General features: G+C 57.5%; 8 protein-coding genes. 7 read left to right on the top strand and 1 reads right to left on the bottom strand.

Annotated features, from left to right (window positions below; all coding sequences use genetic code 11):
• Window positions 1-113: 113 nt before the first annotated feature.
• The 7 genes from ACLGL1_RS02090 to ilvD all read left to right on the top strand — a co-directional run bounded on the left by ACLGL1_RS02090 (window position 114) and on the right by ilvD (window position 8,507).
• A complete protein-coding gene (locus tag ACLGL1_RS02090) occupies window positions 114-1,442 on the top strand; it encodes a TrkH family potassium uptake protein (protein WP_411007139.1) in 1,329 nt (442 codons plus the stop codon).
• 10 nt (window positions 1,443-1,452) lie between these two features.
• Window positions 1,453-2,100, top strand: coding sequence for a potassium channel family protein (locus ACLGL1_RS02085; protein ID WP_411007138.1), 648 nt, complete (start codon window positions 1,453-1,455; stop codon window positions 2,098-2,100).
• Window positions 2,101-2,283: 183 nt separating this feature from the next.
• Window positions 2,284-3,279 (top strand): MsnO8 family LLM class oxidoreductase, encoded by a 996-nt coding sequence (locus ACLGL1_RS02080; protein WP_411007137.1) that lies wholly within the window; start codon window positions 2,284-2,286, stop codon window positions 3,277-3,279.
• 346 nt (window positions 3,280-3,625) lie between these two features.
• Window positions 3,626-5,296 carry a biosynthetic-type acetolactate synthase large subunit gene (ilvB, locus tag ACLGL1_RS02075; RefSeq protein WP_411007136.1) on the top strand — a complete coding sequence of 557 codons (1,671 nt, stop codon included), beginning with the start codon at window positions 3,626-3,628 and terminating at the stop codon, window positions 5,294-5,296.
• An 8-nt stretch (window positions 5,297-5,304) separates the two neighbouring features.
• Entirely contained in the window at window positions 5,305-5,823 is a 519-nt protein-coding gene (ilvN, locus tag ACLGL1_RS02070) for an acetolactate synthase small subunit (protein ID WP_411007135.1), read from the top strand.
• A gap of 2 nt (window positions 5,824-5,825) precedes the next feature.
• Window positions 5,826-6,824 (top strand): ketol-acid reductoisomerase, encoded by a 999-nt coding sequence (gene ilvC / locus ACLGL1_RS02065; RefSeq protein WP_411007134.1) that lies wholly within the window; start codon window positions 5,826-5,828, stop codon window positions 6,822-6,824.
• A 9-nt stretch (window positions 6,825-6,833) separates the two neighbouring features.
• Window positions 6,834-8,507, top strand: coding sequence for a dihydroxy-acid dehydratase (gene ilvD, locus ACLGL1_RS02060; protein WP_411007133.1), 1,674 nt, complete (start codon window positions 6,834-6,836; stop codon window positions 8,505-8,507).
• A gap of 145 nt (window positions 8,508-8,652) precedes the next feature.
• Here ilvD and ACLGL1_RS02055 read toward each other — a convergent pair whose 3' ends face one another.
• Window positions 8,653-12,747 carry an FtsX-like permease family protein gene (locus ACLGL1_RS02055; protein ID WP_411007132.1) on the bottom strand — a complete coding sequence of 1,365 codons (4,095 nt, stop codon included), beginning with the start codon at window positions 12,745-12,747 and terminating at the stop codon, window positions 8,653-8,655.
• Window positions 12,748-12,749: the final 2 nt, after the last annotated feature.

The following is a 12,749-nucleotide window of genomic DNA, read 5'->3' as shown; positions in this document are numbered from 1 at the left end:
TTTTGTGTATTGACAGAAGGGCAGGGAGGGGGTAGATTAAGGCTAATTGGTCCGGGCCTGGTTTTGCCTGAAAGGCAAGCAGAGAAGGGGTCCGACATATAGAAAGGATCGGTATGGCTCTTACATGTAAGCGGTTCAGTACATCGCAGATGATTATTTTGGGGTATGCCGGCGTGATTTTCTTGGGGACGGTCCTTTTGATGCTGCCAATCGCCACAGCAGATGGCCAGGGCGCCCCCTTCCTGACAGCACTTTTTACGGCCACATCGGCCCTTTCAGTGACCGGCCTGGTGGTAAAAAATACAGCCACCTACTGGTCCCTCTTTGGCCAGGGGGTAATTATCTCTCTCATCCAAATAGGGGGGATGGGGGTCATAACCGTGGCCATCGGCCTGTCCCTCCTGCGGGGTCGGCGGATTGGTCTGAAACAACGCCGGGTTATCCAGGATGCCTTGGCGGCGCCCCAGGTGGGCGGCATTATCCACCTGACCCGGGTGATTATCTACCGGGTGGCCCTGGTGGAGGCCCTGGGCGCCTTGGTCCTATTACCGGGCTTTGTGGACCGCTTTGGCCTGGCCCAGGGACTTTGGTACAGTGGTTTCCATGCCATTTCGGCCTTTTGTAATGCCGGCTTTGACCTCTTCGGCACCCAGACCCCCTATGCCTCCCTGACAGCCTTTGCCGATAGTCCGGTCGTCAACCTGGTCATCATGACCTTAATTATCATCGGTGGCCTGGGCTTTTTAACCTGGGAGGATATCTTGACCCAGCGGTTCAAGGTCAGGCGGTATAAGATGCAGACAAAGGTCGTCTTATTTATGACCGGGCTCCTGGTCCTTTTGCCGGCCCTCTACTTTTTTATGTATGAACTGGCCGACTTTCCCTTGCAAAAGCGGCTATGGGCCGCCCTTTTTCAATCGGTGACCACCCGGACGGCCGGTTTTAACACCATTAACCTGGGCCTTTTCAGTGGCGGTGGTCTAATGATCATGACCCTCCTTATGCTGGTCGGGGGCGGGCCGGGGTCCACTGCCGGTGGGATGAAGGTTACCACGCCGGCCGTCCTCTACGGGATGTCCCGGGCTGTTTTTAAGCGGGAACGGGCCGCCCACCTTTTTCACCGGCGGATACCGGTGACAGCCATCCATATGGCGGTGGCCATCTTTTGCCTATACACAGGGGTCTGCCTCCTGGGGGGCTTTTTCATGTTCTATTTTGAAAATCTGCCCTTACTCAAATGTTTATTTGAATGTGCTTCAGCTATTGGGACCGTTGGCCTGACCCTCGGTATTACTCCGGACCTCACCTGGGTCTCCCATGTCATCTTAATCATCCTGATGTTTGTGGGTCGGGTTGGGGCCATGACCTTTATGTTTGCCACCTTTTCCCAGACCCGAGACCGGAGCCAGGCCATGCCGGAAGAAAAGATTAATATTGGCTAGGAGGATAGAAATGAAAAACATCTTACTCATCGGCCTCGGCCGGTTCGGCCGCCATATGGCCCAGCAATTTTACACCATGGGCCACGAGGTCATGGCAGTAGACCGGCAGGAGGAACGAGTTAACCAGGTCCTTTCTTTTGTCACAGATGCCCAGATTGGGGATAGCACCGATGGGGCCTTCCTGACCAGCCTGGGCGTGGGCAATTATGACCTCTGTGTCGTTGCCATCGGGGACAGCTTTGAAAATTCCCTGGTCACCACCTCCCTTTTAAAGGAGCTGGGGGCCGGCCGGGTTATCGCCCGGGCCTCCCGGGGGATCCAGGAAAGGCTCCTCCTCCGCAATGGGGCCGATGAGGTCGTTTACCCGGAAAAACAACTGGCCCGGTGGACAGCTATCCGTTATTCCTCCGACCATATCCTGGAGTACTGGGCCCTGGACCAGGGCTATGCGGTTTATGAGCTGGATGTGCCGGCGGCTTGGCTGGGGCAGGCCGTGGCCCAGCTGGATTTACGGAAAAAATATGGGCTCAATATTTTAGGTATCCGCTATGCCGGCCAATTAGAGATGGAGGTTCGCCCTCAAACCATCCTGGAAGCAGGGGCTTCGGTCCTGGTCCTGGGCCCGGAAGCCCTCATCCGAAAGTGCTTTGATATTTAACCATGACGTCTCCCAACTAGGGCTGGAGCTCTAATCTGGGAGATTTTTTGTGTCTGTCAGCCGGGCGGCTAGGGGACCTGCCCGGACCTATCGGGGCAGCGGGAGCGTTTATTGGCAAGGGAATATGTGTATATGAATAATTAGTAGTCAGCGGTTGATATTTTTAGGAAAGGACGATGCAGCATGGCTGACACAAAAATTTCTATTCTTAATTTAATCCCTAAATATCAGGATGAGACGCAGAAGGAAGCTTTTGAGCGGGCATTAGGCCTAGCCCGTTTTGCCGAAGAAAATGATTTTAGCCGCTATTGGGTAGCGGAACACCATAACACCCGGGCCGTCCTGGGGTCAGCGACGGATGTGGTCTTGGGCTATCTTTTAGCCAATACCGATCGCCTCCGGGTCGGGGCCGGCGGGGTCATGTTGCCCAACCATACCCCCTTCCAGGTTGCGGAACGGTACGGCACCCTTGAAGCCCTCTACCCGGGCCGGGTGGACCTAGGGGTCGGCCGGGCGCCGGGCACCGACCGGGCAACGGCCCGGCTTATATACCGGGACCACTATGACCAGGAATCCTTTGCCGCTGCCCTAAGCCAGTTGCAGGATTATATGAGTGATGATGCTGACCAGCTCCCAGTGGCTCCGACGCCGGGGATCGGGGCCAAGGTGCCGATCTACGTCCTGGGCAGCTCAGATGCCTCGGCCTATGTGGCCGCTGAACTGGGCCTGCCCTACTCCTTTGCAGGGCACTTCTCTCCGAATTCCATTGGCCATGCCCTGGACATTTACCGGAAGCGGTTCCGCCCCTCTGAGGTCCTCCAAGAACCCTATGTCATCCTGGGCCTGACGACCAATATTGCCGAAACAGAAGAAGCCGCTGAAGAACTGGCCTTCCATGCCTCCCAGGTTTTCTTACATTTAATTCACCGCCAGAGTAAGGATGAATTCCTGAAGATGGACCCGGACCAGGCCCCTGAACTGACTTCTATTGAAAAATTCTACCTGCGGGCCCACCGGGGCTTATCCATTAGCGGGAGTATTGACGAGGCGAGAGACCAGTATAAGGCGGTCATGCGCCAATATGCCCCGGATGAAATCATTGGGGCTACCTATATTTCCGATCCTACAGCCCTGAAGGATAACTTCCGCCTCCTGGCCGACATCGTACGGAACGACTAAGCTACCGCCTTTACAGACCAAGCTATAACCCGCCGTCCAGCTCAGCTGGGCGGCGGGTTTTCTGCTAGATATAGGTGAGCTGGCCAAGGGCAAAAAGGGAAATTAAAAAACAAAAGTCCAGCGAATAAGGACTATCTGTTATATAAGTTATTTTGAGAAAATTAATTGATTATAAAATAATAATGGTTAAATAATATATAATTCGTCAACTACGGGATTCCAAGGGGTTTCATAAAAATAAAAAAAGAAAAAAGATGATATATAACAGTTGACAAGTCTACCGGAAGTGTGTATGATGTGGACTAATCACTATTTACTTATGGAGAGAAAAAAAGAGGTGTTATTTATGAGATGTTCCGGTTCTGAAGTTTTAATCAATGTGCTCATAGAGCGTGGCGTCGAGACCATTTTCGGCTACCCAGGTGGGGCGGTCCTAAACATTTATGACGCCCTTTATGACTATACCGATCAGATTCGGCACATCCTCACCGTAGATGAGCAGGGGGCCTGTTATGCGGCAGATGGTTATGCCCGGGCAACCGGCAAAACCGGGGTGGTCTTAGCCACCAGCGGCCCCGGGGCCACCAACTTGGTGACCGGGATTGCCAATGCCTATATGGACAGCATCCCCATGGTGGCCATTACCGGTAACGTAGCCCAGAATTTAATTGGGAAAGACTCTTTTCAGGAAATTTATATTACCGGCTGCACCATGCCGATTACCAAGCATAATTTTGTCGTCCGGGATATTGAGAACCTGGCCCCTATTTTACACCAGGCCTTTGATATTGCCAATTCTGGCCGGAAGGGGCCGGTCCTGGTGGATATCCCCAAGGATATCACCGCTGCCATGACCGACTATTCCCCCTTGCCCAAGGAAAATCAGGGGCCCAAAGCGCCGCCTGAAATTCCCCAGGCTGAACTAGACCTCTTGACCAAGCTCATTGAAAGTGCTGAACGCCCCTTGATTTATGCCGGTGGCGGCATCATTTCCGGGGAGGCCGAAGGTCCCCTGGCCCAACTGATGGAAAAGGCCCATATCCCGGCCTGCCATACCATTATGGGGACAGGCGCCATTCCCTATGACCACCCCTTGAACTTAGGCATGGTGGGCATGCACGGCCGGACCAGCTCTAACTTAGCCATAGAACATTGTGACCTCCTTTTGGCCTTAGGCGTCCGCTTTTCCGACCGGGTGGCCCTGAACTTTAAAAAATTTGCCCCCCAGGCCAGCCTGGTCCACGTGGATATCGACCCTTCCGAGCACCATAAGAATGTGCCCGTCGACCTGGCCATTGCTGCTGATGTAGGCGACTTACTGGAAGCCATCCTACCCCATGTTAGCCTTCAAGACCATGAGGACTGGTGGGCAGAGCTGAACCGGTTCCGGCAAGAGGACTGGCAGGCCCCGGCGGCCAAGGGTGAATTAGACCCGACTGCCATGGTCCAGGTCATCACCGACCTTTTCGGCAATGAAGGGACCCTGGTCACAGATGTCGGCCAACATCAGATGTGGGCCGCCCAAGGCGCCCGCCGGTCCAAGCCCCGGACCTTCATTACCTCCGGCGGTTTAGGGGCCATGGGCTATGGTTATGGCGCAGCCATGGGGGCGGCGGTCGCCCACCCGGATGAGCACATCGTCCACATCACCGGCGACGGGTCCTTCCATATGAATATGAATGAACTGGCCACCGCCGTCCACTATCAGATGCCCATCGTCACTGTTATTTTTGATAACCAGGCCCTGGGGATGCCCCGCCAATGGCAGCACTACATGTACGATGACCGGTATGCCATGAGTGACTTTTTCCGGACCACGGACTATGTGGCCCTGGCAGAGGCCATGGGGGCCAGAGGCGCCCGGCCGGACACTTTGCAGGCATTTGCCCAGGCCCTGGAAGAGGCCTTGGCTCATCCCGGACCTACAGTGATCTGGTGTCATATTGACCGTCATGCCCAAGTGCTGCCGATGATCCCTGCCGGGGGGACGGTTGCCGACAGCATAAGGACAGAATAGGAGGCCGTATGAAAAAACCAATGAAGCAGGAAGTTATTTGCATCTTAGCGGAAAATAATTACGGCGTCTGCGCCCGGATTGCCAGCCTGTTTGGCCGGAAGGGCTACAGTATTGATACCTTTACGGCGTCGACTACGTCGGATACTCACCTTTCCCGAATTACATTGACCCTATCGGGTGAGGAAGATGAGATCAAGCAAATCATGGCCCAATGCGAAAAGTTGGAAGAGGTCCGGACAGTTGAACTCTTGTCTGTACAAAATGCTGTTTTACGGGAAATCCTGCTGGTGAAGCTGGCCTTAGACCCGAATGATAGGACCCAGCTCTCTCGGATTATGGAGATTTGCAACATCTATAAGGCTGCTGTTGTGAGCTTGTCAACGGATATTATGATCCTGGAATTAACTGGGAAACCAGTCAAAATAGATGCTTTTGAAGAATTAATCCAGCAGTTTGAAATTGTAGAAATGTCACGGTCCGGTGCCACTGCAATGGCCCGTAAAGCGGTTCTTGGAAAGGAAGACTAAGCATGAAAAAATATTACGACAAAGATTGCAACATGTCCCTGTTAGAAGGCAAAAAGGTAGCCGTTATTGGCTATGGCAGCCAGGGACACGCCCATGCTCTGAACTTACACGACAGCGGGGTTTCTGTTGTTGTCGGCCTGGCCCCGACCAGTAAAAGCCGGGCCAAGGCAGAGGCAGCCGGCCTTGAAGTGGCTGACGTCTGCGATGCCGTCAAGGCAGCTGATATTGTCATGATACTGGTCCCCGATGAAGTAGCCGCTGACCTTTACCAAGCTGAAGTGGCCCCCAACTTAAAAGATGGGGCGGTTCTCATGTTCGCCCACGGCTTCAATATCCATTACGAACTGATCCGTCCGGCCCAAGGCCTTGACGTCGCTATGGTAGCCCCCAAGGGCCCTGGCCACACCGTCCGCAGCCAGTACCAGGAAGGCCGCGGGGTTCCTTCCCTGGTGGCTGTTTACCAAGATGCCAGTGGCCAAGCCAAGGACATCGCCCTGGCCTATGCGTCCGGCATCGGTGCCGGCCGGGCCGGGATCTTGGAAACCAGCTTTAAAGAAGAAACCGAGACCGACCTCTTTGGTGAACAGGCTGTCCTCTGCGGTGGGGTCACCGAGCTGATGAAGGCCGGGTTTGAAACCCTGGTTGAAGCCGGCTATGAACCGGAAATGGCCTACTTTGAATGTATCCACGAAATGAAACTCATCATCGACCTGATCATCGAAGGCGGCTTCTCCCGGATGCGGTACTCCATCTCCAATACAGCCGAATACGGTGACTATATCAGTGGCGAAAAGGTCATCTCCGATGATACCCGCCAGGCCATGAAAGACATCTTGAAAGATATCCAAAACGGGACCTTTGCTTCTGACTTCATGACCGAATTCTCCTCCGGCCGTAAGGCGCGCTTCTTAGCCAGCCGGCGCTTAGGTGCGGAACACCAACTGGAAGAAGTCGGCGGTGAATTACGCAGCATGATGAGCTGGCTCAAAGAAGACAAGTAAGGAGGACCTATGGCAGGACAAGAACCTTCTCGGACAGTCCTAGAGGGCCCCGAACGGGCCCCCAACCGCAGTCTCTTTTACGCCATGGGCTATACGGAAGAGGAACTGAACCGGCCCCTGGTAGGGGTGGTTAGTGCCTACAGTGAAATTGTCCCCGGCCATCAACACTTGGATAAATTGGCGCAAGCGGTGATGGATGGCGTTCGTCTGGCCGGTGGCACACCGATTTTGGTGCCGGCCATTGGCGTCTGCGACGGCATTACCATGGGGCATGCCGGCATGCGCTACTCCCTGCCCAGCCGGGAGCTCATTGCAGACTCTGTTGAGACAATGGCCCTGGCCCATGGCTTTGATGGCCTGGTCCTGGTGCCCAATTGCGATAAAATTGTCCCCGGTATGGCCATGGGGGCCGTCCGGATCAACCTACCGACCGTCGTCCTCTCCGGCGGGCCCATGCTGGCCGGCCGGGTAGGGGACCAGGACGTGTCCCTATCCCTGCTCTTTGAGGCCGTCGGTAAGAATAAGAGTGGCGTCCTCAGTGATGAAGACCTGGAGCAGATGAGCCAGGATGCTTGCCCGGGCTGTGGCTCTTGCGCGGGTATGTATACCGCCAATTCCATGAATTGCCTGATGGAGGCCCTGGGATTGGGCCTGCCCGGTAACGGGACCATTCCGGCCGTATCCGCCGCCCGCCGCCGCTTGGCCAAAACAGCCGGCATGCGGATTATGGACCTGATCCGGGAAGGGGTCCGGGCCCGGGATATCGTCAGCCAGGAAGCCCTCTTTGACGCCCTGGCCTGTGACATGGCCCTGGGCTGCTCTTCCAACTCGGTCCTCCACCTCTTGGCCATTGCCAATGAGGCGGACCTGGGCATTGACCTGAAAGACTTCAACGCCGTCAGCGAAAAAGTCCCCAACCTTTGCCACCTGGCTCCGGCCGGCCCGGCTCATATCGAAGAGCTGGACGCCGCCGGCGGCATCCAGGCCGTCTTAAAGGAACTGGTCCAAACCGGCCTCCTGCACCTAGACCGGCCCATGGCCTCCGGTAAAAGCCTCGGCGAGCAAATTGAAGGGGCTGTCAATAAGAACCCGGCCATTATCCGGCCCTTTGACCAGCCCTATTCAAAAACCGGTGGCCTAGCCATCCTCTTTGGCAATATTGCCCCGAATGGGGCCGTGGTCAAACGGAGCGCTGTGGCCCAGGAAATGCTGGTCCACACCGGCCCGGCCCGGGTCTTTGATGGCGAAGAAGAGGCCATCCAGGCCATCTATGGGGGCAAGATTGTCCCCGGGGATGTCGTGGTCATCCGCTATGAAGGCCCCACCGGCGGCCCGGGCATGCGGGAAATGCTCAACCCCACCAGCGCCCTGGCCGGCATGGGCCTGGACAGTTCTGTGGCTCTAATTACCGACGGCCGCTTCTCCGGAGCCTCCCGGGGCGCCTCTGTCGGCCATGTCAGCCCTGAAGCTGCCCAAGGCGGCCCGATTGCCCTAGTGGAAGAAGGGGACCGGATCACCCTGGATATCCCGGCCTACCGGATCCACCTGGAAGTATCTGATGAAGAATTGGAAACCCGCCGGCAAGCCTGGCAGGCCCCACCCCTCAGAGTCCAGAAAGGCTGGCTCAGCCGCTACGCCCGCCTGGTCTCCGGCGCCGACCAAGGTGCCGTATTGAAGGGCTAGATTTACAAGTGATAAAAAGCAATCGCCTTGTTTCCTGGATTCCAGGGCAAGGCGATTTTTTATGGCCTTTTGTGGCTTGGCAAGTGCATACACGGATATAAGAAAAGCCTGCACCGGAAAGAACCGGGGCAGGCTTTTTATACAGTTATTCAACGCCCTTTAAAGCCTCTACCATATCGACCTTGCGGAGTTTTTGGTGCATGAGGACCATGACCAGGAGGCTGACCAGGATAGTGAAGAGGCTGGCCAGGAGGAAGGTGGTCGGTAGGATCTGGGGGTCCATCATGACGTCGGCTGGGGCCAGGACGGTGATAATATTGAAGTGCATGGCCTTGCCCAGGGGGAGGCCGATGAGGATGCCCAGGAGGGTAAGAAAGCCGGTTTCCCGGTAGATGTAGGCGGTCACTTCTTCAGGGTAGAAGCCCAGGACCTTGATGGTGGACAGCTCCCGCATCCGTTCTTCAACGTTGATATTGGTCAGGTTGTAGAGGACTACCAGGGCCAGGCTCATACTGACGCTAACGATGATAATGATCATGACCCCCAGGGAGTCCAGGAGCTGGTTCATATTGGCGGTGGTATCGCTGGTTCGAGAAGTGGCCAGGACGATGTCATTTTTTAAAATATCTCGAACGATGGAACGGTCATCGATGCCGGCCTTGAGGCTGACCATGTCGGCATTGACCTGGGGCGGGTAGCCCCGAATCTGGCTATAGTTGGCCGGGTCCATATAGAGGGTATTGCCCACATAGGCCTCGCATAAAGCGGTGATGGGGACCCGCCGCTCAATTCCAAAGGCATCGGTATAGACCAGGTCGTCGCCGACACCGATGTTCATATGCCGGGCGGTTTGTTCGGTTAGGATAGCGCCATCGGCCAGGTCAAGAGGCTGGCCGGTCCGGCGGTCTCGCAGGATGACCCGGTCGGTAAAGGCCTGGGGGTCGGCCGGGACCATGACGGTCAGGGTGATGTTGATGCCCTTGTCGGTGGTCATATGGCCCTCGTCAATCCGGAGGGCCTGGCGGTCGGTTAACCGGCCCCAGGTGGCCTCTCGAAGGTCTTCTTGATAGGCGGCCTTGTCCTTTCCCGAGGCATTGCTGTCATAGGTGACCAGGAGGTCATAGTGGCTGAGCTGGTCAAACTGCATGGGGAAGATATTGGCCACAGCGTGGTGGAGGCCAAAACCCATGGTCAGGAGGGCTGTACAGCCGGCGACCCCGATAATGGTCAGGACGCCCCGCTTTTTATAGCGGAAGAGGTTGCGGATGGTCATCTTCTGCTGGAAGCCTAGGCGGCGCCAGAGGCCCTGCCAGTCTTCCAGTAGGATCCGGTTGCCAATGGCCGGGGCCTTGGGCCGGAGGAGGCTGGCAGCGTTCTCCTGGAGGATCCGGTTGCTGGCCAGGTAGGCTGCCAGGGCCGTACAGGAGAGGTTCAGTAGGAAGGCCAGGCCGATGGCCCAGGGGCTGATGGCCATTTGCGGTTCGGTAAAGATAAAGGAACTGCCGTAGGTCCGCCAGATTTGGGGGACCAGGATCAGGGCCCCGCCTAGGGTGCCCAGGAAGGCGGCAGGGAGGGCGGCAGCAACCCCGTAGAGGACGTAGACGGCGGTGATTTGCCGGTTGGCATAGCCGAGGGCCTTGAGGGTGCCGATTTGTCCCCGGGCCTCGTCAATCATCCGGACCATAGAGGAAAGGGTGATGAGAAGGGCGATGAGGTAGAAAAATACAGGGAAAATCCGGGCCATGAGCCGGATCCCGGTGGCGTAGTTGTAGTAGATGTTGTAGTCGGCGTTATCCATCCGGGTTTGGACTTGGTAGGCCGGCATGGTCAGGCGGCCGGTAGCCAGCTGGCTGTCGAGCCAGTCTTCAGCGGCCTTCTGGAGGGCCCGGTCGCCCAGACGGATGTCAGCTAGGCTGGCAGCCCGGAAGGCTTCATAAGCGCTGAGCCCCTGGCTGAAGGCCTGGCGGTTCCGGGTGAGGTCAGTCTTGGCCCCAGTCAGGCTCCGGTCCAGCCGGGCCCTGGCGCTGTCGAGCTGGAGCCGGCCGGCAGCCAACTGCTGGCGGGCTTGGACGAGGCTGGCCTGGTTTTGGGCTAAGACCTGGCCCTTGTCTCGGAGGGTCATAGCGCCCTTGTTCAAGGCTTCTTGCCCGGCAGTCAACCGGGCCTGGCTCTGCTGGAGCCGGTTTTCGTCCTGGGCCAGGCTGGTAGCTCCGGCTTGGAGGGCGGCCTGGCCCTTGTCCACGGCCTGGCGGGCCTTTTCCAGGGGGGCCTTTTGTAGCTTTAAGAGCCCTTCCTTGGCGGCCAGGGAAATCCGGGCAGCGGCCACTTCCAGCTGGCCGCTGGTGAGTTTTTCTTTTTCACTGGCCAGTTTTTTACGGGCCTGCTGCAATTGGCTTTCCCCGGCTAGGAGGCTGGCTTTTTGGGCATTGATTTTTGCCTGGCCTTCAGCCAGGGCGGCCTGGGCCGGCTGGATTTGTCTTTCCAGGGTCGCTTGGCCGTTGGCCAGGGCCTTTGCCTGGCCTTCCAAGCCTTGGCGGCGGGTGGCATAGCCCTGGTCGAGGGCGGCCAGGGATTGGTCACGTTCTGCTTCCACTTGGGCCATGTCTTCCCGGACGGCAATGAGCTCCTTCTTTTTAGCATTCAATTGGGCGGTGATGGCGGCTAATTTAAGGTGGGCATCCGGTTCGGTGGCCAAGATTATCTGCCGTTCCAGGGTCAGCCTTTGGACGTCTGCTTGCAGCGTGGCTTCCTTTTGCTGCAGGGGGGCCAGGCGGTTGGCTGCTTGGCTGCGGATTTTTTCTTCCTCAGCCTTTTGGCTGGCGGCGAGCTGGGCCAGCCCCTCTTGGACCTGGCTGGCCTTTTGCCTCAACTGCTGGAGCTTTTCCTTGGCCGGGGCCAGTTGCTGGGCCTTTTGGTCCAGGTCTTCCTGGGCCCGGCCCAGGGCCAGGCGGCCTTCTGCCAGCCGAGCTTGTTCGGCAGTCAGGCGGCGGTTACCGGCCTGCCATTGGGCCTGGCCCTCATTGAGCCGGGCCTCTTCCCGGGCCAGGGCCCTTTTGCCGGCGGCCACTTGCTGGTTGGCAGCGGCTAAACTGGCCTCGGCCTCTTGGAGGTCGGCGTCTTGCCGGGCCAGGTAGGCCTTTTGTCGGTTGAAGCTTGCCTGCTTTTCTCTTAGGTCGGTCCAGCCGGTCTTGACTTCGGCCTGGCCTCTGGCCAGGTCGGCTTCTTTTTCAGCCAGGTCCTGCCGGGCCCGGTCATACTTCTTGAGGCCCAGGGCCAGTTGGGCCTCCCCTTGTCTTAGGGCGATGGCCCGGTCAGCCAGGGCCATTTCTTGGCTGCGGAGGGTGCCCCGGCCTTGGGCTTCTTCGGCCAGGAGGGTCGGCGGTCCCTGCTGGAGGGCCAGGGCCTGGCCAGCCAGCTCCTTATCCTGTTCATAGAGCCGGCTCGGCCCGGCGGTCAGGCGGTGGTATTCGTCAACCAGGGTCTGGTCCCCCTGGGCCAGGCCTTGCTGGGCCTGGCGCAAGAGGTCTTCCTGCCGGCTGCTGGCCCGGCGGGCTAAACGCTGCTGGAGGTCTTTTTTGGCCTCTTCCAGGTCGGTGCCGGGGCGGTAGAAGAGGCGGATTATTTGCCGGTCTTGTCCGGCGAAATGGTCCTCTTCAATCCAGGCAAAGGCATCAACCGTACCATCGCCAAGGGGGACCCTTTTTTGACTAAAGGTGTGCTGGAGGTGTTCAGGTGAATTGACATGGCCAACGACGGTGAAGGTATCTGTATCGACTTGGGCCGGGGGATTTTGATCGGCATCCTGGACGCTGACCTGGCTGCCCAGGGGGTAGCTGGCGGCCAGCTTGTTTTCGATGGCGATTTCATGGGGCCCTGCCGGCAACCGGCCTGCGACCACTTCCGGTATAGGGAAGTCAGCCAGGCCTTCAAGGATGAGCACGTCCTTTTGGGGCTTACTTTCGATGGCGACCTGGCTGGCTGTGGTCATATCTTCTATACCGGGGCTGGCCGCCACCAGCCGGATATCTTCCGGGCTGAGGCCGAGGGGGTGGGTAATGGTCATGTCTGCCATCCGGCTTTCTTCAGCATAGTCGACCAGGGTCTTTTCCATGGTCGGCCCAATCGAAACGAGGCCGATGAAGACGAAGGCACTCAGGAGCAGCATGGTAAAAATGGCCAGATACCTGAGCGGCGCACCGCTGATTTGCCGCAGGGCATAGGCCCGGAGGTACTTATTCATGG

Source organism: Peptococcus simiae (assembly GCF_046569735.1).
GTDB lineage: Bacteria > Bacillota > Peptococcia > Peptococcales > Peptococcaceae > Peptococcus > Peptococcus simiae_A.
This window is presented reverse-complemented; position numbering and strand designations above follow the sequence as displayed.